Consider the following 25,996-nt stretch of genomic DNA (forward strand, 5'->3'; position numbering starts at 1 on the left):
TACCTTCGCCTGCTTAACCGTTCAGACCGTTTAGAGACAAGCCATGAAAACCTTTGACTGGGTCAATCCGTATCCTTCCGTACGCATTCCGCTGTTCGCGCGCAACGTGGTGTCCACGTCGCACCCGCTGGCGGCCCAGGCGGGCTTGCGCATGCTGCTCAAGGGCGGCAACGCCGTTGACGCGGCCATTGCCGCCGCCGCCACCATCGTGCTGGTGGAACCGGTGTCCTGCGGCCTGGGCGGCGACTGCTTCGCCATCGTCTGGGACGGCAAGGAACTGCATGGCTTGAATTCGTCGGGCGTGGCTCCGGCGGCCTGGAACACCGAGTACTTCAAGGCCAAGTACGGCACGGGCCCCGACGGCCTGGCCATCCAGCCCAAGCGCGGCTGGGACGCCGTGACGGTCCCGGGCGTGGTGGCCGGCTGGGCCGCGCTGCACGAAAAGCTGGGCAAGCTGCCGTTTGAACAACTGTTCGAACCGGCCATCGAAATCGCCGAACGCGGCTATGCCGTGCCGCCGGTGGTGGCGCACAAGTGGGCCGCCGCCGCCGACGAATTGAAGTCGCAGCCGGGCTATGCCGCCGCCTTCATGCCCGAGGGCCACGCGCCCAAGGTCGGCGAACACTTCCGCTTTCCGGACGCCGCCAACACGCTGCGCCGCATCGCCGAATCCAAGGGCCGCGACTTCTACGAAGGCGAGCTGGCCGAACGCATCGCCGCCTTCAGCAAGGAATGCGGCGGCGCGATGACGCTGGAAGACCTGCGCAACTACCGTCCGGACTGGGTCAAGCCCATTTCCAAGTCGTACCGTGGCTACGAGCTGCACGAGATCCCGCCGAACGGCCAGGGCATTGCCGCCCTGATCGCGCTGGGCATCGTGGAACGCTTCGATATGTCGGACATCCCCGTGGATTCCGTGCAGTCGCAGCACATCCAGATCGAAGCCATGAAGCTGGCGTTTGCCGACCTGTACAAATACGTGGCCGACCCGCGCGCCATGCAGGTGACGCCCGAGCAGATGCTGTCGGACGCTTACCTGGACAGCCGCGCCAAGTTGATCCGCCTGGACCAGGCCACCCATTTCGAAGCCGGCCGCCCGCATGCCGGCGGCACCATCTACCTGACCGCCGCCGACGAAAACGGCATGATGATCTCGTTCATCCAGTCCAACTACATGGGCTTCGGGTCGGGCGTGGTCGTGCCGGGCACGGGCATCAGCATGCAGAACCGGGGCGTGGGTTTCTCGATGGATCCCAAGTCGGCCAACGTGGTGGAAGGCGGCAAGCGCCCGTTCCACACCATCATCCCGGGCTTCCTCACGCGCGGCGGCAAGCCGGTGATGAGCTTTGGCGTGATGGGCGGCGACATGCAACCGCAAGGCCATATGCAGACGGTTGTGCGCATGATCGACTACCACCAGAACCCGCAGGCCGCGTGCTGCGCGCCGCGCTGGAAGGTCAACCGCGACTTCACGCTGGACATTGAAACCAACATGAAGGCGTCCACCATTGCAGGCTTGAAAGACCTGGGGCATGCTCTGAAGTCCGTTGACGATCCGTACATGGACTTTGGCGCCGGCCAGTTCATCTGGCGCATGTCGGAAAACGACAACGAACTGGGCTATGTCGCCGCCAGCGACAGCCGTCGCGACGGCCAGGCGGTCGGCTTCTAAGACCAAATCGCTCGCAAGCTACAAGGGGAAAACTCACAATGAAACGCTTGACCTTGACCTTTGGCGCCAGCCTGCTGGCGCTGGCCGCCGGCGCCGCCAGCGCGCAGAACATCCGCATCGGCCTGCAGGAAGATCCGGACGTGCTGGACCCGCACCGCGCCCGCACGTACGTGGGCCGCATCGTGTTCACGTCGCTGTGCGACAAGCTGGTGGACATCGACCCCAAGCTGCACTTTGTGCCGCAACTGGCCACGTCGTGGTCGTTCAGCCCGGACAACAAGGTGCTGACCTTCAAGCTGCGCGACGACGCGCTGTTCCATGACGGCACGAAGTTCGACGCCGCGGCCGCCAAGGCCAACCTGGAACGCGCGATGTCGTTGCCGGACAGCCTGCGCAAGGGCGAACTGGGCTCGGTGGAAAAAGTGGACGCGCCCGACGCCACGACGCTGGTGCTGACCTTGAAGAAGCCGGACGCCACCTTGCTGGCGCAGTTGTCCGACCGCGCCGGCATGATGCTGTCGCCCAAGACCTTCACCGACGCCGACGTGGCCGCCGTGGGCCGCAAGCCCGTGTGCTCGGGCCCGTACAAGTTTGTCGAACGCATCCAGAACGACCGCATCGTGCTGGAAAAGTTTGACCAGTACTACGGCGCCAAGGACTACGCGTTCAAACGCGTCACCTTCCTGCCGATCCCCGACACGACGGTGCGCCTGTCGAACCTGCGCGCCGGCGACCTGGACTTGCTTGAACGCCTGAACCCGTCCGACGCGCCGCAAGTCAAGACCGACGCCAGCCTGACGTTTGCGCCGGTGGCGGGCCTGGGTTTTCAGCAGTTCATGTTCAACGTGGGCAACGGCAAGCGCGCTGAAGACAACCCGTTCAAGAACAAGCTGGTGCGCCAGGCGTTTCAGTACGCCATCGACCGCAACGCCATCAACGAAGTGGCCGGCGGCGGCATCTTTGAACCGGCGCAACAGCCGTTCCCGCCCGCAAGCCCCTATCACAGCGACAAATTCCCCGTTACCCAGCGTGACGTGGCGAAGTCCAAGGCGCTCTTGAAGCAGGCCGGCGTGGAACGCGTGAAGGCCGAACTCGTGTTCGGCAACAACACGACCACGTCGTCGATTGCCGAGATCGTGCAGGCGATGGCGTCCGAGGCCGGCTTTGACCTGTCGCTGCGCCCGACCGAATACGCGGCGCTGCAAAAGGAAGCGTCGGGCGGCAACTTCCAGATCGTCATGCTGGGTTGGTCGGGCCGGGTGGACCCGGACGGCAATATCCACGCCTTCGTGACGTGCACGGGCGCGCTGAACGACGGCCACTACTGCAACCCGGAAGTGGACAAGCTGCTGAACGAAGCGCGTACCGTCCCCGACGAGACGCGCCGCAAGGCCATCTACGAGCAGGCAATGACCATCATCCAGGACGAGCTGCCCGGCGTGTATAACTACTACCAGCCGTGGCCCTTCGCGATGGGCAAGAAGGTCAAGGGCTTCACGCCGTACCCGGATGGCATGATCCGCCTGAAGGGCGTGACGTTCGCCCAGAAGTAAGAACGAGGCGCGGCGGCCCCATGGCTGCCGCGCGCGTTGGACGCGGCAACGCGTCCTTTGGCTTTTTGCGGCGGACGCGCGCCAGGTGATGCAGGCCTGATGCCGTCCGCCGTTCCTGTTATACGGTTTTCCCCACATGCTCAAACTTATCTTGCGCCGCGTGATCGTCGCGATACCGACACTGATACTGGTGTCGATGATCGTCTTCATGCTGCAGAAAATCTTGCCGGGCGACCCGGTGCTGACCCTGGCCGGTGAAGAGCGCGACCCGGCCGTGCTGGATTATCTGCGCGACAAATACCGCCTGAACGACCCCCTGCCGATGCAGTACGCGGCCTGGGCCGGGCAGGTGCTGCAAGGCGACCTGGGCAAGTCGCTGCGCACCGACGTGCCGGTCACGACGCTGATCGCGCAGAAGCTGCCGGTGACGTTGCAGCTGGCCGCCATGGCGATGTTCTTTGCGCTGTTGGTCGGCATTCCCATGGGAATTCTGGCTGCGGTGCGCAAGGGCAAACCCATTGAAATGGGGGCGAACATCGCGGCGTTGTCGGGCATGTCGATCCCCAACTTCTGGCTGGGCATCATTTTGATCATGGTGGTGTCGGTGCAATGGAAGCTGCTGCCGGCATCGGGCTATGTGTCGCCCGCCGAAGATTTCTGGCTGTCGATCAAGACCATGCTGATGCCGTCGCTGGTGCTGTCCACGGCCATCGCGGCGTACCTGATGCGGCATACGCGTTCGTCGATGCTGGAAGCGCTGTCGGCCGACTATGTGCGCACGGCGCGCGCCAAGGGTGTGTCGCCGCGCCAGGTGGTGTTGCGCCATGCGCTGCGCAATGCGTTGATGCCGATCGTGACGCTGGTGACGCTGCTGTTCGGCGAACTGCTGGCCGGCGCGGTGCTGACGGAACAGGTCTTCACGATTCCGGGTTTTGGCAAGCTGGTGGTGGACGCGGTGTTCACCCGTGATTACGCGGTGGTGCAGGGCGTGGTGCTCTGCGTGGCGGTGGGCTTCATTCTGATGAACCTGCTGGCCGACATTCTCTACATCCTGGTCAACCCCCGCCTGAGGCACTCATGAGCGCAACCACGACAACCCCGGCAACGGCCGCTGCCGTCACGCCGCCCCGCAGCCGCAACCGCGCCTGGGGAAAATTCAAACGTAATCACATCGCGATGCTGGGCCTGGCCATCGTCGCGTTCTTTGTGCTGTTGGCGGTGCTGGCGCCTTTTATCGCCAACCACGATCCCTTGCAGACCAGTTTCACCACCATCCGCAAAGCGCCGTCGGCGTCGTACTGGCTGGGCACGGACGAGCTGGGCCGCGACATTTTCAGCCGCATGGTCTATGGCGCCCGGGCGTCGCTGATGGCGGGCCTGGTGTCGGTGCTGATCGCCTTGGTGGTCGGGGTGCCGTTCGGCCTGGCCGCCGGCTACTTCGGCGGTTGGACGGACAGCATCATTTCGCGCGCCACGGAAGCGCTGCTGGCGATTCCGTTCCTGATCCTGGCCATTGCGCTGGCCGCCTTTTTGGGCCCCAGCCTGACGAACGCGATGATCGCCATCGGCGTGTCGGCCGCGCCGAAGTTCGTGCGCTTGACGCGCGGGCAGGTGCTGGCCGTCAAGAACGAAGACTATGTGCAAAGCGCGCGGGCGCTGGGCGCGTCGGACTTGCGCATCATCGGCCGGCACGTGTTCCCGAACGTGATGCCGCCGCTGATTGTGCAGGCCACGATCACCATCGCCACGGCGATCATTGCCGAGGCCAGCCTGTCGTTCCTGGGGCTGGGCCTGCAACCGCCGACGCCGTCGTGGGGCTCGATGCTGAACACGGCCAAGAACTTCATGACCCAGGCGCCCTGGATGTCGATCTTCCCCGGGTCGGCCATTTTCCTGGTGGTGCTGGGCTTCAATCTGTTGGGCGACGGGTTGCGCGACGCGCTCGATCCGCGTCAGGAAAAGTAATGACTATGGCAACAATGGATCCCAAACGCGTCGTTGATGTGAGCGGCCTGACGGTGCGCTTCAAGACGCCGGAACGCACGGTGGAAGCGGTGCGCAATGTGTCGTTCCACGTCGATCGCGGCGAGACGCTGGCGATTGTGGGCGAGTCCGGTTCGGGCAAGTCGGTGACGTCGCTGGCGCTGATGCGGCTGGTGGAATACGGTGGCGGCAAGATCGTCAATGGCGATATGTTCCTGCGCCGCCGCAACGGCGAGGTGCTGGACCTGGCGCATGCGCCGGACACGACGCTGCAACGGGTGCGTGGCGCGGACGTGGCGATGATTTTCCAGGAGCCTATGACGTCGCTGAACCCGAGCTTTACGGCGGGCAACCAGATTGCCGAGGCGTTGCAGCTGCACCAGGGGCTGGACGCGGCGGCGGCGCGGGCGGAAACGCTGCGGATGCTGGAGCGGGTGCGAATCCCCGAGGCGCGCGCGATTCTTGACCGTTATCCGCACCAGTTGTCGGGCGGGATGCGGCAGCGGGTGATGATTGCGATGGCGTTGTCGTGCAAGCCGCAATTGCTGATTGCGGATGAACCGACGACGGCGTTGGACGTGACGATCCAGGCCCAGATTCTGCAACTGATACGCCAGCTGCAAGAAGAGATGGACATGGGGGTGATCTTCATCACGCACGATATGGGCGTGGTGGCGGAAGTGGCCGACCGCGTGCTGGTGATGTATCGCGGCGACAAGGTGGAAGAGGGCGGCGCGGACGAGATTTTTGCGCGGCCGCGGCATGCGTATACGCGGGCGTTGTTGTCGGCGGTGCCGCGCTTGGGCGCGATGCATGGCACGGACGAGCCGGCGCCGTTTCCGCTGCTGAAGGTGGAAGAGGCGGCGCACGTGGCGAACCCGGCGGCGCTGGTGGATGCGCCGGTGGCGGCGCCGTCAACGGTGCGTCGCGAGAATGGTCCGGTGTTGAAGGTGCGGGATCTGACCACCAGTTTCGACATTACGGGCGGCATTCTGGGGCGTGTGCAGAAGCGCGTGCATGCGGTGGAAAAGGTCAGCTTTGATCTGTACCCGGGCGAGACGTTGTCGCTGGTGGGTGAATCGGGTTGCGGCAAGACGACGACGGGTCGGTCGCTGTTGCAGCTGGTCAAGAGCAAGAGCGGCACGATTGAATTCGATGGCAAGAATATCGGGGCGTTGCGCGGTAGCGCGATGCAGACGCTGCGCCAGCACATTCAGTTCATTTTCCAGGACCCGTTCGCGTCGCTGGACCCGCGGATGACGGTGGGCTATTCCATTATGGAACCACTGCTGATCCATAACGTGGCCAAGGGCAAGGCAGCGGAAGAACGGGTGCGCTGGCTGATGGATAAATGCGGGTTGCTGCCGGAAATGATCGACCGCTATCCGCACGAGTTTTCAGGTGGGCAGCGTCAGCGGATCTGCATCGCGCGAGCGTTGGCGCTGAATCCGAAGGTCGTGATCGCGGACGAGTCGGTGTCGGCGCTGGATGTGTCGATTCAGGCGCAGATCGTGAATCTACTGCTGGATCTGCAACGCGAACTGGGGGTGTCGTTCCTGTTTATCTCGCATGACATGGCGGTGGTGGAACGCGTTAGCCATCGGGTGGCGGTGATGTACCTGGGGCAGATCGTCGAGATCGGGCCACGCCGGGCGATCTTTGAAAATCCGCAGCATCCCTATACGAAGAAGCTGATGGCGGCGGTGCCGATCGCGGATCCGCAAAGGCGGCATCGTGAGAGGTCGTTGCTGGTGGATGAGATTCCCAGCCCGATGAGGAAGCTGGGGGATGATCCCTTGGTCGAGCCGTTGGTGGCGGTGGGAGACGGGCATTTTGTGGCCCGGCATTCGGTTGGGGTTTATTGACGGGTTTGCGTAGGCGGTATCATGGCGGGCTTCACGCTATTTGCCCTTTCTTATACGGATTTTTGCCATGGCCCTGCGCGCCACTATCTACAAGGCCGAACTTAACGTTGCCGATACCGATCGCCACTACTACGGCAGCCACGCGCTGACGGTGGCGCGTCATCCCTCCGAGACCGATGAGCGGATGATGGTGCGGCTGGTGGCGTTTGCGCTGCATGCGCAGGAAGAACTGGCGTTTACCAAAGGGTTGAGCGATACCGATGAGCCCGATCTGTGGGTCAAGGACCTGACCGGCGCGGTCAAGGTGTGGATCGAGATCGGGCAGCCGGAAGAGCGGCGCATCTTGCGGGCTTGTGGGCGGGCGGACGAGGTCATCGTCTATTGCTACGGCGGGTCGGCCAGCAAGATCTGGTGGGACGGCGTGCGCAATAAGCTGGAACGGACGCGCAATTTGAAGGTGGTGAATCTGCCTTCGGAGCAGAGCCGGGCGTTGGCCAAGTTGGCGGAACGCACCATGCAGCTGAATGCCAATATTTCCGATGGCATCGTGTATTTCTCGGCCGACAAGGGCGAGGTCAGCATCGAGCCCGAGGTGTGGCGCTAAGCGTCGCGCCCGAATCCGGCGTTACATATTTTCCGGCGATTCTTCTTGCGCGCCGGTTTTTTTGGGGATTAATATGATGATCATCATATTTCAGAGTCCCGATCATGCCTGGCCCTTCCAACCGCAAAGCGCTTTCCCACGAACGGATCGTTGACGCCGCCGCGCGCGCGATCCGGCGGGAAGGGTATGCCGGGGTGGGCGTGGCGGACATCATGAAGGAAGCCGGGCTGACGCATGGCGGGTTCTATGCGCACTTCCCGTCGCGTGATGCCTTGCTGGCTGCTGCGATGGAGCGGGCGGGCAGCGATGGTGCGGCGCGGATGATGCAAAGCGTGGCTCGGCGCGAAGCCGAGGGGGCCAGCACATTGCGTGCGTGGGTGGACGCATATCTGGGCGATGCGCATCTGAAGGGGTGTGAAAGCGGCTGCCCGGTGGCGGCATTGGCGTCGGAGATGCCGCGTCAGTCGGCCGAGGTGCGCGAGGTATCGGCGGCGCGCGTGCAGCGCCTGATACAAGCGGTGCGGACGGTGTTGCCGGCGGATGCGGGCGAGCATGCGGCGGTGGCGGTGACCAGCACGATGGTCGGGGCGTTGCAGATGGCGCGTGCGTTGGGGGATAACGCCGACGGCCGGGCGGTGTTGGCGTCGGCGCGCCAGGCGATTCTGGATCAATACGACCACAAGGTGGTGAGCCCGGCGCACTGAATCCCTGCTTTTCCAAGGGCCGCGATGCGCGGCCTTTTCAACAGGCGTGAATATGATGATCATCATATTGTTGCGGGAAGGACGGGCCCGGCACCGGCACCCGGCTCCCGCACCACCCACGCCAGCATCAACATCATCTTCAACATCAGCAGTGCTTACGTGTCACCAAGGACATCATCATGGATCTGAAAAATGCAGTCGTTTTGATCACCGGCGCCAATCGCGGCCTGGGTTTGGCTTTTGCGCGCGAAGCGTTGGCGCGGGGCGCGCGCAAGGTGTACGCCGGGGCGCGTGATCCGTCCACCGTGACCTTGCCCGGCGTCCAGGCCATCAAGCTTGACGTGACGAACGCGGCCGATGTGGCGGCGGCCGCGGCGCTGGCCACGGACGTGACCTTGGTGATCAACAATGCGGGCATCGCGGCGCTGGGCGGCTTTCTGGATGCGGATGCCATCGAATCGGCCCAGCGTCATCTGGAGGTCAACCTGTATGGGTCGTTGCGTGTGGCGCAGGCGTTTGCGCCGGTGCTGGCACGAAATGGCGGCGGGGCGTTGCTGAACGTGCTGTCGGTGGCCAGCTGGGTCAATGGGCAGCCGCTGGGCTTGTATGCGATGAGCAAGTCGGCGGCCTGGGCGATGACGAACGGCCTGCGTCACGATTTGCGGGCGCAAGGGACGCAGGTGCTGGGCCTGCACATGGGGTTTGTCGATACCGATTTCACCAAGGGCATCGACGCGCCGAAGTCCACGCCGCAAGACATTGTGGTGCAGGCGCTTGATGGGTTGGAAGCGGGCGCCCAGGAAGTGTTGGCCGATGCGGTGGCGCGTCAGGTCAAGCAGGGTTTGTCCGCCAACCCGGCCGTGTATTTGCTGCCGCGGAGCTAGGGCTGTCATGCACGCTACGACTCATTCTTCTACGTCGCCCGCGGCCGAACCGGCGGCGGCTTCGCCCTGGCCGGTGTTCTGGGTGGCCAGCATTGCCGTGTTTCTGGTGTCGCTGGACGGCACGATGTTGTACGCGGCGTTCGGCGCGTTGCGGGCGGGCTTTCCCGAGGCGTCCGCTGCGGATATGTCGTGGGTGTTGAACGCCTACACGGTGGTGTACGCGGCGATGTTGATTCCGTCGGGCGGGTTGGCGGACACGCATGGGCGCAAGCGCATGTTCATGATCGGGGTGGTGTTATTCCTGGCCGCGTCGGCGGCGTGTGGCTTGGCGGGCAGCGTGGGCTGGCTGATTGCCGCGCGCGTGTGGCAGGCGATAGGGGCGGCGTTGTTGACGCCGGCGTCGCTGTCCATTGTGCTGGCGGCGTTTCCGGTGTCCAAGCGCGTGGTGGCGGTCAGCCTGTGGGGGGCGGTGGGCGGTCTGGCGGCGGCGGTCGGCCCCAGCCTGGGGGCGTTCGTGGTGGACGCGGCGGGTTGGCCGTGGGCCTTCTATATCAACTTGCCGTTGGGCGCGCTGTCGTTGTGGTTTGGGGCGGGCCTGCTGCGTGAATCGGTGAAGCCGGACGCGCGCCGCCGTGTGGATGGCGTGGGCATGACGTTGTTGATGGTGGCGGTGGGCGCGCTGGCATTGGCGACGGTGCAGTCGGAATCGCCTTCATGGAGCCGCCTGGAATTGGGGGTGGTGGCAGCGGTGGCGGTGGTGTCGTTGGGCGCGTTCGTGGCGTGGGCGCGGGCGACGCCGCATCCGCTGGTGGACCTGTCGTTGTTTTCGCATCGCACGTATCGCTACGTGAATCTGGCAACGTTGAGCTTTGGTATTGCGTTCGCGATGATGTTCTTTGCGTTCTTTTTCTACATGACCGGGGTGTGGCAGTACAGCCTGCCGCGTGCCGGGCTGGCGGTAACGCCGGGGCCTTTGCTGGTGGTTCCGACGGCGATCCTGACGGGGCGGCTGGCCGCGCGCCTGGGCCATCGGCCGTTCCTGGTGACCGGGTCGCTGATCTACGCGGCCAGTGGCCTGTGGTTTTTGCTGGTGCCGGGCGAGCAGCCGGCTTATCTGACGCAATGGTTGCCGGGCCTGCTGCTTAGCGGCATCGGGGTGGGAATGGTGTTGCCGTCCTTGTCGGCGGCGGCGGTCAGCCGTTTACCGGCGCAGCACTACGCGGTGGGCAGCGCCGTCAACCAGGCCACGCGGCAGATCGGCGGCGTGATGGGGGTGGCGATCACGGTGTTGCTGCTGGGTCACGGCGCGGTGAACCATGCGGCGTTTTCACCGCTGTATGTGGGGCATGTCGCGCTGGCCTTGGTGACGGCGCTGCTGTGCCTGGCGGTGGATACGCGGCCGGGCAAGGGTTGATTGGCCGGTGGGCCAATCCTCAGCTTACGACGCAGGCGCCGGGGGCCGGGTTGGTCGGGTCGCTGCATGCCTTCCACTGTTCCGGCGGCATGGCGGGCAGCAGCATGACGCGGCTTGCGGGGTCTTGGTAGAAGTACACGCGCCATGGGTGTTGCGCCATCGCCTGCCATACCGCTTGCTGTTGCGCGGGCGTCAGGATCGCGCCGCCGGGCGTGCTCTGCGCGCCTTCGGCCAGCACGATCTGCGTCTCGGGGTCCCAGGACAACATGTCGTCGTCCAGCGGCACGTCATCCTTGATGCGGACAACGCGCCAGGGGTTTTCCGGCACTTCGACGGGCAGCGCCGCCAGCGCATCGCGATGCAAGGGGAACAAGCGATCGGACGGCTTGCCGGGCGGCGCGGCATAGGCGGCCAGCGTATCGCCGCCGCCCGGCCCGAAGTAGCTGGGGCCCTGAAGAACGTAACGCGGCCCGGGCTTGCCCTGCGCATCCAGGGTCTGAACGGCCACGGGCTGCCCCGGTGACACCAGGTCAATCACGCGCAGCAAGCCGCCGGACGCATCGCGCACATAGTGACGGCTGGCGCCGGTGGCGGCGGCCGTGCTGCCGGCTCTGTTGCCGCTGGCGACGCCACAGCCATCGTCAAAGAACGCCGTCAGTCGGCCTTGGGCGTCGCGTTGCAGGCACGCGCGCCGCGTTGGCTGATGGGGCTGGGCGCCGGCTTCGCCGTATTCCGTATACGCGGTCAATGCGCCGGTGGTGTCGTACGCCAGCGTAAAGCCGCCGTCCAACACGGCCTCGCCGCGCATTGGCCGATAGCGTTCCACGCGGCAAAGGCGCCCGTCAGGGTCGAAATACAGCCGCGTGGGCGCAGCGCTGGCCGCCTTGTTGCCGGCGCGGTAAGCGGACCAATCGACCTTGTCCGCCCAGGTGTGCGGCATCAGGTCGCCACTATCGTCTATCCAGGCCAGCCTGGGATGGGTCGGCACGCGCTCACCGCGCTTGCCCAGCAGCACGCGCTCGTCGTCCAGCGCCAGATTGACCGCCACGGCGGGCAGGGGGGACGGCACCGAGAAGTCGGTCTCGGTCGGGCCGCACGCGGCCTGGACCGGGGCGGCGAAGAACATCGGCGCGGCCGCGCACAACAGCATCAACAAACGCGGGATGGGCCTGGCGTGCGCGGTGCGCGAAATAGGCCGGCTGCGCGAAATATGCAGAGGGTGCGAAGTACGCGGGGTGTGCAAACTGTGCGGCACAGGCAGGCTACTGGGCGGCTTATGCATATTGCAGGGCGTCCATGAACTTCACCATATCCCAGAATTCCTTCGACACGCCGCCCAGGCGCAGCCCGCTCTGGCCGTCTTCGAACAACAGAAACGGATAGGCGTTGCGCTCATACACGCCGTTGTCCGGCAGCCGGTAAGGCGTGAAGATTTCCGGGTTATTGAAATACTGCTCCAGCCTTCCACCGCCGTCCACGTGCATGTAGCGCACGCGCAAGGTCTGCAATTTGTACGTGTCGTGCGTGTCGGGATACACGCCGCCATCGCCCGCCACCACCGACTGGGACAAGGCGCCCATGAAGACCCGCTGGATCCCCACGAAGTGAATTTCGCCGTGCGTGCTGCCGCCCGGCGCCTTCGCCAATGACTTGACCAACTGCGTCGCGCGCGAGCCGGGCACCAACGTCTTGGCGAACATCTTGTCGATGTCGGCGTTGGCCGGGTCAGGCGACTGCCGCAACGTTTGCAGGTCTTGCCGGAAGTCGGCCAGCCATTGCTGGTAGCGCTGGTTTTCAAGCTGGCGGTCAAACGACTCGGCCCGGACCACGCCTGCAACCAGCGTGAACCATGCGGCCAGGGCGACCATGCCGATGCGCCAAAGCCAGGGGCGGGGGGCGGAAATGGGGAAGCGGGGACGGGTGCGCATAGGAAAGCGATGATACCGCCGAGTTCGGCATGGCGCGGCGCTTTGTTGGTGACAGGTCTGGCGGGCGGCCTTCGATAAAAAAAAACCTGGCCGCACGCCCTAAGTTCATTCGCGCACCAGTCGATAACAGGGGTAGTCGGCCCGCGGTTTCGTGGGGCTGGCCGCGCGTACTGCGTCGCTGGGCTTGAACTACAGCGGCCAGTACGGCGGCGGCAACCGGGAACATGCAGGATCGTTGAACGTGCGCTGGCGGTATTGAGGTGGGATCGAGGCGGGGTCGCTCGAACCCGACCTTGGTGTTTTCCCGATAGAACAACCCATGCGGCCATTTGTTCCATTGACGGTACATTAGGACACCCCTAGAGTTTCCGGCATGGGAACCACACTGCCTCTGCCGAAGTACCACCAGATCTACCTTGTGTTGCGCGAGCAATTGCAAGAGGGCCGTTTCGATCAGGACGGGCTGCCGGGCGAGCACGCCCTGGCGGCCCAGTTCGACGTGGCCCGCATCACCATCCGCAAGGCGATGGAGATGCTGGTGTCCGACGGGCTGGTGTCGCGCCGCCCGGGCTTGGGCACGTGGCCGTTGCGCGCGTCCCCTGCCGCGCAGGCCGCGCCCGCCGCCAATGCGCAGCAGAAGGCGCACCTGACCGGGCTGCTTGAGAACATCGTCAACATGGGCCTGCGCACGTCGGTGCAGGTGCTGGACAGCAGGCTCGTGTCCGCGCCGCCCACGGTTGCCGAGTCGTTGCGCATTCCTGCTGGCGCGCCTGTCCATAAAAGCCTGCGCGTGCGTAGCACCGAGGCCGGGCCGCTCTCCCACATCACCACCTACGTGCCGCAAGCGGTGGCCGACTTCACGCGGGAAGATCTGGAACGCGAGCCCTTGCTGATGCTGCTGGAAGCGGCGGGCGTGGAATTCGGCGGCGCCACGCAGACGATTTCAGCGCGTCTGGCAGATGCGCAGGTGGCGCGCCATCTGGATGTGTCCGTGGGCTCGGCGCTGCTTGCCGTGACGCGGGTCGTGCGCGACGTGAACGATCGCCCCGTCCAGTTGTTGCAGGGCCTGTACCGGCCCGACCGATACCAATACCAATTGCAGCTGTCGCGCGTCGGCAGCATCGACGCCAAGGTCTGGGTCAGCGAAGAGCTGTCGGCCCAATTTCATTGAACCCTTCGGAGATCTCCCATGAATTCGCGCCGCACCTTCCTCTATCGTTCCGCCGCCGCCACGGCGCTGTTGTCCGCGCCCTGGGTGGCGCGCGCGCAAGGCGCCACACCGGTGAAGATCGGCGTGCTGCACCCGGTGACGGGCGCCTTGGCGTATTCGGGCCAGCAATGCCGATTGGGCGCGCTGCTGGCCATTGAAGACATCAACAAGGCCGGCGGCATCAAATCCTTGGGCGGCGCGCCGCTGTCGGCCGTGCTGGGCGATGCGCAGTCGCGCCCAGAGGCCGGCTCCGCCGAAGTGGAAAAGATGAATGAGGCGGGCGTGTCGGCCATCGTCGGCGCGTACGCCTCCGCGATCTGCCTGGCCACCACGCAGACGGCGGCCAAGTACAACCTGCCGCATGTGGTGGACGTAGGCGTGGCCGACCAGATTGTCGAACGCGGGCTCAAGAACACCTTCCGTTTCGGGCCGGGCTACCGCGCCTGTAGCGAACGCGCCATTGCCGACCTGGTGGCGCTGAACGACGCTGCCGGCAAGCCGGCCAAGACCGTGATGATCGTGCACGAGGATTCGCTGTTTGGCACCGGCACGGCGGCGCTGTTGTCCAAGTCGTTGCCGCAGCAGGGCTTTGAGGTCAAGGAAGTGGTCAAGCACCCGAACCCCACGCGCGACTTCAACAATATCGTGCTGCGCATGAAGTCGGTGAACCCGGACATCGTCATCCCCGCCAACTACTACAACGAATACGCGCTGCTGCTGCGCGCCATGAAGCAGCAAAAGGTGCAGCCCAAGGCGATTTATTCGGTGTTGGGGGGCGCGGCGTCCAGCTACAAGTTCCTGAAGGAATTTCCGGACATCGCCAACGGCATCATCGACTGCAACCACTGGTTCAATCCGAAAGACCCGCGCGTGGCGCCGCTGAAGGCGCGCGTCGAGGAAAAGGGCGCGTACTTCAGCTATGAAGTGTTCATGACGTACGTGGCGGTGCAACTGCTGGCCGATGCCATCGAACGCGCCAAGTCCGCCGACCGAGCCGCCATCACGGACGCGCTGGCGGCCAGCACCTTCCACGACAACCTGATGCCCTACGGCCCGACCAAGTTCGTCAACGGCCAGAACACCGGCGCGCAGCCGCTGCTGACGCAGGTGATCGGCGGCGACATCAAGGTGATCATCCCGGCTGAATATCGCCAGGCCGACGCCATTTTTCCGTTGAAGGGCTGAGCGCAAGCATGCTGGACCCGGCCATCCTTTTCTCATCGGTGCTGAACGGCCTGACGACCGGCGCGGTGTACGCGCTGATCGCCTTGGGGCTGACCCTGATCTACGGGGTGCTGCACATCATCAACTTCGCCCACGGCGCCGCGCTGATGGTGGCGCTGTACGCCGTCTATCTGCTCAAGGACCGGCTGGGCATCGACCCGTATGCCGCGCTGCCGCTGGTGGTGGCGGGCATGTTCGGGCTGGGCTATGCGCTACAGCGCTTCGTCATCAACCGCGCCAGCCATGGCAAGGACGAGAACATCCTGCTGGTGACGTTGGGCCTGGCCATCGTGCTGGAGAACCTGGCACTGGTGTGGTTCAAGTCGGACACGCGCAGCATCGACACCGCCTACACGCTGTCCACGGTAGACATCGGGCCCGCCATGATCGCGCTGCCCAAGGTCATTGCATTCGTTGGCGCGCTGGCGGTGGCGGCGGTGCTGTTCTGGATCATCCGCGGCACGGACCTGGGCCGCGCCATCCGCGCCGTGGCACGCGAAAAGCAGGGCGCCAAGCTGATGGGCATCGACGTGGAAAAAGTCTATGCGCTGTCGTTCGGCATCGGCATGGCCTGCCTGGGCGCGGCGGCCTGCTTCCTGCTGCCGGCGTACTACGTGAATCCGCAGGTGGGCAGCGGCTTCGTGCTGGTGGCCTTCACGATCGTGGTGCTGGGCGGCATGGGCAGTTTCGTGGGCGCGCTGGTGGGCGGGCTGTTGATTGGCGTGGTGGAGTCCATCGGCGGCCTGTTCCTGGGCGATTCGTTGGGCCAGATGGGCATCTTCGCGATCTTTATCGCGGTGCTGCTGTTGCGCCCGCAGGGGCTGTTCGGGGCGAGGGGCTGACATGAATAGGGATCTTTGCGCCATCGCGCTGTTCGGCCTTGCGCTGGCGGCCTTGGCCACGTTTGCGCAGTCTGGCGTGCTGCTGACGTTCGTGATGATGTCGCTGTACGCCGCGTTGCTGTCGCAGGCCTGGAACATTCTGGGCGGGTATGGCGGGCAGTTGTCGTTTGGCCATGCGCTGTTCTTTGGCGTGGGCGCTTATGCGCAGGCGCTGGGCCAGTTGAACTTCGGCATCAATCCCTGGTTGGCGTTGCCGGTGGCGATTGCACTGGGCGCGCTGGTCGGCATGGCGGTGGGCGGGCTGACGTTTCGCTACGGCCTGAAGGGGTCTTACTTTGCCCTGGTGACGCTGGCGTTTGCCGAAGTGTTTCGCATCCTGGCCTTGTCAGCGTCGTTCACCGGCGGCGGGGTGGGGCTGATGGTGCCGCTGCAAGAAGGCGCGGCGAACATGCAGTTCGCGTCGCGCCGTGGGTATATCTATCTGCTGCTGGCCTTCGTGATGCTGGCGCTGCTGGTGACGGCGTGGCTGCGCCATTCGCGCTTCGGCGCGTACCTGCAAGCGGTGCGCGACAACGAAGACGCCGCGCGCGCCATCGGCGTGAACCCCTTGCGCGTGAAATTGGGCGGCATTGCGTTGTCGGCGGCGTTCATGAGCGCGGCCGGCGCCTTCTACGTGCAGGTGTTCCAGTACATCGACCCGGGCATTGCCTTCGGCTCGGCCGTATCGGTGGAGGCGCTGGTGGGCGCCATCGTGGGCGGCATGGGCACCTTGTGGGGGCCGGTGCTGGGCGCCGTCGCCCTGCATGGGCTGGCTGACCTGACGCGCAATCTGTTTGGCGAATTGCCCGGCATCAGCATGGTGATCTATGGCGTGGTGCTGATTCTGATCGTGATGTTTCTGCCGCGAGGCATCAGTGGCAGCGGCCAATCGTTAGGCCGGCTTTTCGGCAAGGAGCGCGCCCGTGCCTGACATCCTGCTGCAAGCCAGCAACCTTTCCATTTCGTTCGGTGGCCTGAAGGCCGTGCAGGACGTGAACCTGGCCGTGCCCGAGGGCTCGCTGACCGCGCTGGTCGGCCCCAACGGCGCGGGCAAGACCACGCTGTTCGCGCTGCTGTCCGGCTTTCTGAAACCGGGCGCCGGGTCGGTGCGCTTTGCCGGCCAGGACATCACCGGACGCGCGCCGCACGAATCCGCGCAGCTGGGCCTGACCCGCACCTTCCAGATCGTGCAGCCGTTCGGCGCGCAGACGGTGCGCCAGAACATTGCGGTGGGCGCGCATCTGCGCCTGCGCGATCGGGGCGCGGCGCTGGCCGCCGCTGAAGAGGTGGCCGCGCGCGTGAACCTGCACAAGGTGCTGGACAAGCCCGCCGCCGACCTGACGGTGGCCGGCCGCAAGCGGCTGGAACTGGCCCGGGCGCTGGCCACACGCCCGCGCCTGTTGTTGCTGGACGAAGTGCTGGCCGGCCTGAATCCCAGCGAGATCGACGAGATGATTCCAGTGGTGAAAAAACTGGTGGACGATGGCGTCACCGTCCTCATGATCGAACACGTGATGCGCGCCGTGATGAGCCTGGCCGAACACGTGTGGGTGCTGGCGCAGGGGCGTTTGATTGCGTCCGGCACGCCCGGCGAAGTCACGCGCGATCCGACGGTGGTGGAAGCCTATCTGGGGCATGGCGCGGCGGCGCGGCTGGCCGCGCAAGGGGCGTCGGCATGAGCGCGCTGCTTGAAGTGACCGGTTTGCGGGCGGGCTACGGGCGCATGGAAGTGCTGCGCGGTGTGGACCTGGCGGTGGGCGAAGGCGAAATCGTCGTCCTGCTGGGCAGCAACGGCGCGGGCAAGTCCACGTTGAACAACACCGTGTGCGGGCTGTGCAAGCCCTGGGGCGGATCGGTGCGTTTCGACGGCCACGATCTGACCGGTAGCCATTACCGTGACGTGGTGCGCGCCGGGCTGATCCAGGTTCCTGAAGGCCGCCGTATTTTTCCCAACCTTAGCGTGCGTGAAAACCTGGAGCTGGGTTCCTTTACCCGGGCGCGCGAGCATCGCGCGGCCAACCTGGACAAGGTGCTGGATATTTTTCCGCGGCTGCGCGAACGGCTTGCGCAACTGGCCGGCACCATGTCGGGCGGTGAACAGCAGATGCTGGCGATCGGGCGCGGCCTGATGGCCGAGCCGCGCTTGTTGATCCTGGACGAACCCTCGTTGGGCCTGTCGCCCTTGATGGTTGAAGAACTGTTCGGGCTGATCCAGCGCCTGCACGCGGACGGGCTGGCGATCCTGCTGGTCGAACAGAACGTGGGGCAGTCGCTGGAAACCGGGCAACGTGCCTATGTGATGGAAAACGGGGCGGTGCGCTATCGCGGATCGTGTGCGCAACTGATGGCCAGCGACGACGTGCGCCGGGCCTATCTGGGGATGTAGCGATGCCTGTTGATCAAGCCCTCCGGCCCCCGGATTCGGCCCGGCGTTCACCGCAGCGCTCACCCCAGACCCTGGCCCAGAAGTTGATCGCTGCCGCCTGCGGACGTGCCTCGGTCCAGCAGGGCGAAATCGTGACCTGCGCCGTGGACCTCGCAATGTTCCATGACTCCAGCGGGCCGCGCCGCTTGCAGCCCATGCTGCAAGAGCTGGGCGCGTCGCTATGGGACCCGAAGAAGATCGTGCTGGTCATCGACCACTACGTGCCCGAATCCGATGATGAATCGCGCCGCATCGTGCGCATTGCGCGCGACTGGGCGGCGGGGCAGCAACTGCCCAATGTGTATGACTCGGTTGGCATCTGCCATGTGGTCGTGCCGCAGCATGGCCACATCCGCCCCGGCATGTTCTGCGTGGGCGGGGATTCGCATTCGCCCACGGGCGGCGCGTTCGGCGCGTATATGTTCGGCATCGGCAGCACCGAAATGCTGGGCGTGGCCGTCACCGGCAAGATCTGGGTCAAGGTGCCGCAGACCTTGATGATGCGCTGGAACGGGCGCTTGGCCTCCGGCGTAACCGCCAAGGACATGATGCTGCACATGATCGGCCGCTACGGCATGAACGGCGGGCGCTACCAAGCCGTGGAGTTCTGCGGCGAGGCCGTGCGCGCGCTGCCCATGCAGGAACGCATGACCCTGTCCAACATGAGCGCCGAGCTGGGCTCGCAGGTGGGCCTGATCGCGCCGGACGAGACCACAGCCGCCTACTTGCGCGAGGCGGGCGTGACCGACAGCCTGGACCTGGCGCGCTGGCAAAGCGACGCGGACGCCGACGCCGAATGGCACGACTTTGACGCGGCCTTGCTGGCGCCGCAGGTGGCCGCGCCGCACAGCCCGGCGAACGCACGCGACGTGGACCAGTACCGCGATGTGCCGGTGCAAGTGGCCTATATCGGCGCGTGCACGGGCGCCAAGCTTGAGGATCTGCGCGCCGCGGCCAGCGTATTGCGCGGGCGCCGCCTGGCGCCGGGCATGAGCCTGATGGTGGCGCCGGCCAGCCGTCTGGACCAGCAACAGGCCGAACAGGAAGGCGTGATGCAAGTGCTGCAAGACGCCGGCGCGCAGGTGCTGGCCACGTCATGCGGGGCCTGTGCGGGCTATGGCGGGTCCATTCCCGACGGCGCCAGCGTCATCTCCACCACCGCGCGTAATTTCAAGGGCCGCATGGGCTCCGAGACGGCGCGGGTTTACCTGGCGTCGCCCTACACCGTGGCGGCCTCGGCCGTTGCCGGCCGCATTGCAGACCCGCGCGAGGTGATGGCATGACCGACCGCACCGCAACAAATCCCACCGCCATCGAAGCCGGCGCGGCGCAGGCCACGTCGACGCCCGCCACATCGACCCATCGCATCTGGCGCGTGGGGGCCGACATCGACACCGACGCGCTGGCCCCAGGCGCCTACATGAAGTTCGGCATCGACGAAATCGCGCGTCACTGCCTGCAACGCGTCCGCCCGGAATTCGCGGCGCAGGTGCAGCCGGGCGACGTGTTGGTGGCCGGGCACAACTTCGGCATCGGCTCGTCGCGCGAGCAAGCCGCGTCGGCCCTGGTGCGCCTGGGCGTGGCCGCCGTCATCGCCCCGTCTTTCAACGGCCTGTATTTTCGCAACGCCTTCAATGTCGGCCTGTTGCTGCTGACCTGCGCGCAGGCGGATGCGCTGGCCGAGGGCGAACGCATCACGTTCGACCCCATCGCCGGGCGCATCGGCCGCGCCCCAAACGTCGACCCTGCTGCATTGCCCTGCGACCCCGTACCTGACTTCCTGATGGACATGGTGCGGGCCGGCGGACTGCTGAATCTGCTGAAACAGCGCCAAACCTCCTAGGAAGAACACGATGCTAGATCCCGTCACCCTGGCGGTCCTGAAAGGCCGTCTGGAACAGATTGCCGATGAGATGGACGCGACGCTGTACCGCAGCGCGTTCAACCCCATCATTGCCGAGGCCCACGACGCCTGCCACGGCATGTACGACGCGGCCACGGGCGCCACGCTGATCCAGGGCAAGTCCGGCCTGCCGGTCTTTGTGGGCGCGATGGCGTTTGCCGTGAAGGCGGCGGCCAAGGCGGCGGCCGAACGTGGCGGCATGGTGGATGGCGACGTCTGGCTGTTCAACGACCCGTACGAAGGCGGCACGCACGCTAACGACTTCAAGCTGGTGCGCCCGGTGTTCCGCGACCGGAAGCTGTTCTGCTTTCTGGCGTCGGCCGCGCATTGGCACGACGTGGGCGGCGCGGTGCCGGGCAACTACAACCCGGCCGCCACCGAATGCTGGCAAGAGGCGGTGCAAATCCCGCCGGTGCGCATCGTGCGCGCGGGCGTGCTGGACCCGGACGTGCTGGCCATCCTGAAAGCCAACACCCGCTTGCCGGACAGCTTGTGGGGCGACTTGAACGGGCAACTGGCCGCGCTGGAACTGGGCGCCGGCCGGTTGGATGGGCTGCTGGACGAATACGGCGACGCCACCGTGCTGGAATCGCTGGACACCTTGCGCCAGCGCGCGCGTCGATTGATGCGCGATCACATCGCGCGCCTGCCCGACGGCGAGTACGCGTTCGAAGACATGCTGGACAACGACGGCGTGCGGGACGTGGCGTTGCGCATCGCGCTGAAGCTGTCCATCAAGGGCGACCGGCTGACGCTGGACTTCAACGGCACGTCGCCCGCCTGCGCGGGGCCCGTCAATATCTCGCGCGCCACCGCCATCGCGGCGTGCTACGTGGCGCTGAAGCATCTGTTTCCCGACGTGCCGGCCAACGCGGGCGTGCTGGACGCGGTGGACGTGGTGTTGCCGGATGGCCTGGTTATCTCGGCCGACCGGCCGCGCCCGGTGGGCGGCTATACCGAAACCATTCTGCGCATGATCGACGTGATTTTCTGCGCAATGGCGCAAGCCGCGCCCGAGCGCGCCATGGCCCAGGCCTACGGCACGATCAACGCGCTGTCCATCGCGGGCTATCGCAGCGATGCGGCGCGTAAAGGCCAGCGCTGGGTGATGTTCAGCTTTTTTGGTGGCGGCCACGGCGGCCATTCCGATGGCGACGGCCTGAGCCACGGCAACGCGCCGATTTCCACCGCCACCATTCCGCCGCTGGAGATCCTGGAAGCCGCCTATCCCGTACGCTTCACGCAGTGGGCATTGCGCCCGGATTCGGCGGGCGACGGCAAGCATCGCGGCGGCCTGGGCGCCGTCTATGAAATTGAATTGCTGGAAGACAGCGCCGAAGCGTTCATCTTCGGGGAACGCGGGCGCAGCGCGCCCAAGGGAATCGCGGGCGGCGGCGTAGCTGCATTGAACGTCTTCCGGTACCAGCAGGACGGACAATGGCGCACACCGCCGATGAGCTCGAAGATGCTGGGCATTCAACTACAACGCGGCGACCGCGTGCGTCTGGAAACGCCGGGCGGTGGCGGCTATGGCGACCCTGCCGGCCGCACGACGGCCGCGCGTGAACACGACCGCAAGATGGGCTATGTGGGCGATATCGCCGGCATCAAGAAGGAGCAGTTGGCATGAGCACGGCAGATCGGGGTTTCGTCCCAGGCAACAACGCGTCGCGGGGGCTAGTGGTTGGCGTGGACGTGGGCGGCACGTTTACGGACCTGTTCGTGCTAAACGAGGCGGGCGGCACGGCGCGCGTGGTCAAGGTGCCGTCCACGCGCGGTGAGGAAGCGCGTGGCTTCATGAACGGTATTGCGCGGGTGGCCGACGGCGCGGGCGCCATCAACACCATCGTCCATGGCACCACGGTGGGCACCAACGCGCTGCTGGAACGCAAGGTGGCGCGCACCGGCATCATCACCACGGCGGGATTCCGCGACGTGCTGGAGATGCGCCGCCGAGACCGACCGCAGACCTGGGGCCTGCGTGGCAATTACGAGCCCGTCGTCTCGCGCGATCTGCGCCTGGAAGTCAGCGAACGCGTGCTGGCCGACGGCACGGTGCACACGCCGGTGGATCTGGCTCAGGTGGAAGCGGCGGCGCGCGCGCTGCTGGAGCAGGGCTGCGAGGCGGTGTGCGTGTTCTTCGTGAACGCGTATGCAAACCCGGTCAACGAAGCGCAGGCGGTGGCCCGGGTGCGCGCGGTCTGGCCTAACGGCAATGTGACGGCCGCCACGGAAGTGCTGCCCGAAATCCGCGAATTCGAACGCTGCTCGACGGCGGTGCTGAACGCGGCCTTGCAGCCGGTGGTGGGCAGTTATCTGACGCGCCTGGAATCCGATTTGCGTGAACACGGCTTTGACGGCGAGCTGCTGGTCGTGCAGAGCAATGGCGGCGTGATGTCGCGGCAGACGGCGTGCGACGTGCCGGTGCGCACCGCGCTGTCGGGCCCCGCGGCCGGCGTGATTGCGTGTGCGGCGATTGCGCGCGCGTCCGGCTTTCCCAACGTCGTCACCGGCGACATGGGCGGCACGTCGTTCGATGTGTCGCTGGTGGCGGGCGGCGAGGCCTCGCTGTCGGCGCAAACCGTGATCGACTTCGGCATGGTGGTGCGCGCGCCGATGATCCAGATCGAAACCATCGGCGCGGGCGGCGGCTCGATTGCCAGCGTGGACGCGGGCGGCCTGTTGCAGGCGGGGCCGGAATCCGCCGGCAGCATTCCCGGCCCGGCCTGCTATGGGCGCGGCAATACCCGGCCCACCGTCACCGACGCCAATGTGCTGCTGGGCCGCATTTCGGCCGACCGCCCTCTGGGCGGCGGCCTGCTGGCCACCATGAACGTAGAGCTGGCGCGCGCGGCCATCGAAGAACATGTGGCCAAGCCGCTGGGCCTGGACGCGCACGCGGCAGCCGAAGCGATCCTGACGGTGGCCAACGCCAAGATGGCCGGCGCGATACGCGTGGTGTCCATCGAACGCGGGCACGATCCGCGCAAGTTCGCGTACATGCCCTTCGGCGGCGGCGGCGCCCTGCATGTGTGCGCCATGATGAATGAAGTGGACGCCGCGCACGGCATAGTGCCGCGCTACCCGGGCGTGACGTCCGCGCTGGGTTGCGTCATGGCCGACATGCGGCACGACGGCGTGCAGACCTTGAACACCGCGTTGGACGCACTGGATACCGATGACCTGTTGGCGCGTATCGATGCCCTGGCCGCGGCCTGCCAGGAACGTCTGGATTCGGCGGGCGTGGCCTTCGAGGGTGTGCGCGAAAGCATCGAACTGGACATGCTTTATGTGGGCCAGAGCCACACCGTCTGCGTCGAAGTCACGCGTGACGCCTTGACGCGCCAGGGCATTGCCGACGCGTTCGAACGCGCCTACCGCGCGGCGTTCGGCCGCAGCTTGAGCGGCATCGCGGTGCGCATCCTGAACCTGCGGTATGCGCGAATTGGCCAGCGTCCAAAATTCGATTTGTCGCTGCTGGCGCCCACCTGCCGCGACATGCCCGCCGCGCTGGGCACGCAGCGCGTGTTTCACGCGGGCCAGTGGCGCGACGCCGTGCGCTATGCGCGGCTGGACCTGCCGGTAGGCGCCGAGGTGGCCGGCCCGGCGATTCTTGAGCAGCCCGACACCACCATCTGGATCGAACCCGGCTTTACCGGCCGCGTAGACACGCTTGGCAATTTGCTGATTACCCGGCGGGACGCCTAGGAGACCACCATGCATGTCCCGGACCCTCGTACCACGGCCTTGTTGATCATCGATCTGCAAAACGATTTCCTGGCGCCGGGCGGCGCCTATGACCGGGGCGGCGCCGTCAGCCGGGAGGCGCGCGCCTTGCCGGCCCGCGTGGCGCCGGTTGCCGGCGCGCTAAAGGCGCAAGGCGGTTTTGTGGCGGCCAGCCAGTTCACGCTGTGGCCTGACGCGCATGGCGAACCGATGATCTCGCCGCACCTGAAGCAGCTGCGTCCTTTTCTGGCCAAAGGCGATTTCGTGGCCGGCTCAAACGGCCAGGCGAATGTGGCCGAGCTGGAGGGGCTGGTCGACGTGTCGGTGTGGAAGGTGGCGTATTCGGCATTCTTCAACACGCAGCTGGACTGGGTGTTGCGCCGCGCGGGCATCTCCAGCGTGGTGATCGCAGGCATCGTCACCAACGGTGGCGTGGCCAGCACCGCGCGCGATGCGCACATGCGCGACTATCACGTGACCGTGCTGGCCGACGGCTGCGCCGCGCCTACGCCCGCCATGCACGATGCCGCGCTGGCGGACCTGCGCACGGTGGCGGACGTGATCACGTGCCAAGATTTCTTGGGCAGGCTGGCGTCGTGAGCTCGGCCGTCGTCAAGCGGGGAACGCCCGGGGACATCGGGGCAGGCAACGCCGGCGGCCCCGTGGACGCCGACATGATGCAGGTGCCGGTGCTGATCATCGGCGCGGGCGCTTGCGGGCTGACCGCCGCGCTGCGGCTGGCGCGGGCGGGCATTGAAACCGTGTTGATCGAGCGCGACGCCGCGCCCAGCGGTTCGTCGGCGCTGTCCTCGGGGTTTATTCCGGCGGCGGGGTCGGCGGTGCAGCGCGCCGCCGGCATCGAGGACAACGCGGCGCTTTTCGCCGCCGACATCCAGGCCAAGGCCCACGGCACGGCCGCGCCGCATCTGGTTGCCGCCTACACGGGCGCGGCGGCCCCGGCCATGGACATGTTGGCGCGCCATGGCCTGGCGTTCGACGTGCTGGACGGTTTTCTGTATCCGGGACACAGCGCGCGCCGCATGCACGCCTTGCCGGAACGCACGGGCGTGGCCTTGGTGACCGCGCTGGAACGCGCCGCCACGCAAGCGGGCGCGCATCTGTTGACGCGCGCGCTGGCCCGCGACATCTGGGTGGAAGCGGGCGAGGGGACTAGCGGTGTCGTGGACCCCAGCTGCCGCATCACCGCCGTGGGCTGCGAGCGGCCCGACGGGTCCGTGGACGTGATCGGCTGCCAGGTGCTGATCCTGGCCTGCAACGGATTTGGCGGCAACGCGGCCATGGTGGCCGAACATTTGCCCGCCATGCGCGAGGCGGTCTATGGCGGCCATGTCGGCAACGACGGCAGCGCCATCGAATGGGGCAAGGCCCTGGGCGCGCACCTGGCCGACCTGGGCGCTTACCAGGGGCACGGGTCCTGGGCGACGCCACAAGGCGCGCTGATCTCCTGGGCCGTCATGATGGACGGCGGCGTGCAGATCAACCGCGACGGGCGGCGCTTTCATGACGAGACGCAGGGCTATTCCGAAGCCGCCGTGCACGTGTTGGCGCAGCCGGGCGGCGTCGCCTGGAACGTGTTTGACGACCGCACCCTGGCATTGGCGCGCGGCTTCCCGGATTTCGTCGCCGCCGAAGCGGGCCATGCGGTGAAAACCTGTGCCGATGTACCAGCCTTGGCCGCGCTGATCGGCTGCGATGCCGGCGTGTTGCAACAGACCTTGCAAGCGGTCGGCCCGGCTGGGGCCGACCCCCATGGCCGCCGCTTTGAACGCACCCTGCAAGCGCCGTACCACGCCGTCAAGGTCACGGGCGCGCTGTTTCATACGCAAGGTGGGCTGGATATCGATGCGCAATGCCGCGTGCTGACCCGCGATGGTCGGGCGTTGCCAAACCTGCTGGCTGCCGGTGGCGCCGCGCGCGGCGTGTCGGGCAATGACGTGTCGGGCTATCTGTCCGGCAATGGATTGCTTAGTGCCGTGGCGGGCGGCTATATCGCCGCCCC

At 66.1% G+C, this 25,996-nt stretch carries 23 protein-coding genes; 21 read left to right on the top strand and 2 right to left on the bottom strand.

Annotated features, from left to right (window positions below; translation table 11 throughout):
- Window positions 1-43: 43 nt before the first annotated feature.
- The 9 genes from ggt to ACNPP0_RS11470 all read left to right on the top strand — a co-directional run bounded on the left by ggt (window position 44) and on the right by ACNPP0_RS11470 (window position 10,679).
- Window positions 44-1,672, top strand: a complete 1,629-nt coding sequence (gene ggt, locus ACNPP0_RS11430; protein WP_332607550.1) for a gamma-glutamyltransferase — start codon at window positions 44-46, stop codon at window positions 1,670-1,672.
- Window positions 1,673-1,710: 38 nt separating this feature from the next.
- Window positions 1,711-3,225, top strand: a complete 1,515-nt coding sequence (locus ACNPP0_RS11435; protein ID WP_448705934.1) for an ABC transporter substrate-binding protein — start codon at window positions 1,711-1,713, stop codon at window positions 3,223-3,225.
- A gap of 136 nt (window positions 3,226-3,361) precedes the next feature.
- Entirely contained in the window at window positions 3,362-4,306 is a 945-nt protein-coding gene (locus ACNPP0_RS11440) for an ABC transporter permease (RefSeq protein ID WP_332607552.1), read from the top strand.
- A complete protein-coding gene (gene nikC / locus ACNPP0_RS11445) occupies window positions 4,303-5,190 on the top strand; it encodes a nickel transporter permease (protein WP_310027474.1) in 888 nt (295 codons plus the stop codon). Before ACNPP0_RS11440 ends, nikC begins: the two co-directional genes overlap by 4 nt.
- Before the next feature lie 14 nt (window positions 5,191-5,204).
- Window positions 5,205-7,073 carry a dipeptide ABC transporter ATP-binding protein gene (locus ACNPP0_RS11450; RefSeq protein WP_448705964.1) on the top strand — a complete coding sequence of 623 codons (1,869 nt, stop codon included), beginning with the start codon at window positions 5,205-5,207 and terminating at the stop codon, window positions 7,071-7,073.
- A gap of 67 nt (window positions 7,074-7,140) precedes the next feature.
- Window positions 7,141-7,677 (top strand): YaeQ family protein, encoded by a 537-nt coding sequence (locus ACNPP0_RS11455; RefSeq protein ID WP_448705935.1) that lies wholly within the window; start codon window positions 7,141-7,143, stop codon window positions 7,675-7,677.
- Between the two features lie 104 nt (window positions 7,678-7,781).
- Complete coding sequence (locus ACNPP0_RS11460; RefSeq protein ID WP_448705936.1) at window positions 7,782-8,381, top strand: TetR/AcrR family transcriptional regulator; 600 nt, start codon at window positions 7,782-7,784, stop codon at window positions 8,379-8,381.
- 179 nt (window positions 8,382-8,560) lie between these two features.
- Window positions 8,561-9,265 carry an SDR family oxidoreductase gene (locus tag ACNPP0_RS11465; RefSeq protein WP_448705937.1) on the top strand — a complete coding sequence of 235 codons (705 nt, stop codon included), beginning with the start codon at window positions 8,561-8,563 and terminating at the stop codon, window positions 9,263-9,265.
- Window positions 9,266-9,272: 7 nt separating this feature from the next.
- Entirely contained in the window at window positions 9,273-10,679 is a 1,407-nt protein-coding gene (locus ACNPP0_RS11470) for an MFS transporter (RefSeq protein ID WP_448705938.1), read from the top strand.
- Window positions 10,680-10,698: 19 nt separating this feature from the next.
- On the opposite strand, the gene ACNPP0_RS11475 is transcribed toward ACNPP0_RS11470, so the two are convergent.
- The gene (locus tag ACNPP0_RS11475; RefSeq protein WP_448705939.1) at window positions 10,699-11,829 is read right to left on the bottom strand and encodes a hypothetical protein; all 1,131 of its coding nucleotides are present in this window, start codon (window positions 11,827-11,829) and stop codon (window positions 10,699-10,701) included.
- 124 nt (window positions 11,830-11,953) lie between these two features.
- On the bottom strand, window positions 11,954-12,547 hold the full coding sequence (locus ACNPP0_RS11480) for a hypothetical protein (protein WP_332607559.1): 594 nt from the start codon (window positions 12,545-12,547) through the stop codon (window positions 11,954-11,956).
- Between the two features lie 433 nt (window positions 12,548-12,980).
- Between ACNPP0_RS11480 and ACNPP0_RS11485 the strand changes: the two genes are divergently transcribed.
- The 12 genes from ACNPP0_RS11485 to ACNPP0_RS11540 form a co-directional block, all read left to right on the top strand.
- Window positions 12,981-13,778 (top strand): GntR family transcriptional regulator, encoded by a 798-nt coding sequence (locus ACNPP0_RS11485; RefSeq protein WP_332607560.1) that lies wholly within the window; start codon window positions 12,981-12,983, stop codon window positions 13,776-13,778.
- An 18-nt stretch (window positions 13,779-13,796) separates the two neighbouring features.
- Entirely contained in the window at window positions 13,797-15,002 is a 1,206-nt protein-coding gene (locus ACNPP0_RS11490) for an ABC transporter substrate-binding protein (RefSeq protein ID WP_332607561.1), read from the top strand.
- An 8-nt stretch (window positions 15,003-15,010) separates the two neighbouring features.
- The gene (locus tag ACNPP0_RS11495; protein ID WP_332607562.1) at window positions 15,011-15,883 is read left to right on the top strand and encodes a branched-chain amino acid ABC transporter permease; all 873 of its coding nucleotides are present in this window, start codon (window positions 15,011-15,013) and stop codon (window positions 15,881-15,883) included.
- Window position 15,884: 1 nt separating this feature from the next.
- Window positions 15,885-16,853, top strand: a complete 969-nt coding sequence (locus tag ACNPP0_RS11500; RefSeq protein WP_332607563.1) for a branched-chain amino acid ABC transporter permease — start codon at window positions 15,885-15,887, stop codon at window positions 16,851-16,853.
- Window positions 16,846-17,601 (top strand): ABC transporter ATP-binding protein, encoded by a 756-nt coding sequence (locus ACNPP0_RS11505; RefSeq protein ID WP_448705940.1) that lies wholly within the window; start codon window positions 16,846-16,848, stop codon window positions 17,599-17,601. The genes ACNPP0_RS11500 and ACNPP0_RS11505 overlap by 8 nt, the downstream gene beginning before the upstream one ends.
- Window positions 17,598-18,308, top strand: a complete 711-nt coding sequence (locus ACNPP0_RS11510; protein ID WP_448705941.1) for an ABC transporter ATP-binding protein — start codon at window positions 17,598-17,600, stop codon at window positions 18,306-18,308. Before ACNPP0_RS11505 ends, ACNPP0_RS11510 begins: the two co-directional genes overlap by 4 nt.
- A gap of 2 nt (window positions 18,309-18,310) precedes the next feature.
- Complete coding sequence (locus tag ACNPP0_RS11515) at window positions 18,311-19,630, top strand: 3-isopropylmalate dehydratase large subunit (RefSeq protein ID WP_448705942.1); 1,320 nt, start codon at window positions 18,311-18,313, stop codon at window positions 19,628-19,630.
- On the top strand, window positions 19,627-20,190 hold the full coding sequence (locus tag ACNPP0_RS11520) for a LeuD/DmdB family oxidoreductase small subunit (protein WP_448705943.1): 564 nt from the start codon (window positions 19,627-19,629) through the stop codon (window positions 20,188-20,190). Before ACNPP0_RS11515 ends, ACNPP0_RS11520 begins: the two co-directional genes overlap by 4 nt.
- A gap of 10 nt (window positions 20,191-20,200) precedes the next feature.
- Window positions 20,201-21,880 carry a hydantoinase B/oxoprolinase family protein gene (locus tag ACNPP0_RS11525; protein ID WP_332607569.1) on the top strand — a complete coding sequence of 560 codons (1,680 nt, stop codon included), beginning with the start codon at window positions 20,201-20,203 and terminating at the stop codon, window positions 21,878-21,880.
- Window positions 21,877-23,958 carry a hydantoinase/oxoprolinase family protein gene (locus ACNPP0_RS11530; protein ID WP_448705944.1) on the top strand — a complete coding sequence of 694 codons (2,082 nt, stop codon included), beginning with the start codon at window positions 21,877-21,879 and terminating at the stop codon, window positions 23,956-23,958. The genes ACNPP0_RS11525 and ACNPP0_RS11530 overlap by 4 nt, the downstream gene beginning before the upstream one ends.
- A gap of 9 nt (window positions 23,959-23,967) precedes the next feature.
- Window positions 23,968-24,576 (top strand): cysteine hydrolase family protein, encoded by a 609-nt coding sequence (locus tag ACNPP0_RS11535; RefSeq protein WP_448705945.1) that lies wholly within the window; start codon window positions 23,968-23,970, stop codon window positions 24,574-24,576.
- A partial coding sequence (locus tag ACNPP0_RS11540; RefSeq protein ID WP_448705946.1) for an FAD-dependent oxidoreductase occupies window positions 24,573-25,996 on the top strand: 1,424 nt, incomplete at its 3' end. The genes ACNPP0_RS11535 and ACNPP0_RS11540, both read left to right, overlap by 4 nt.

The organism is Achromobacter semiaridum, from assembly GCF_053543755.1.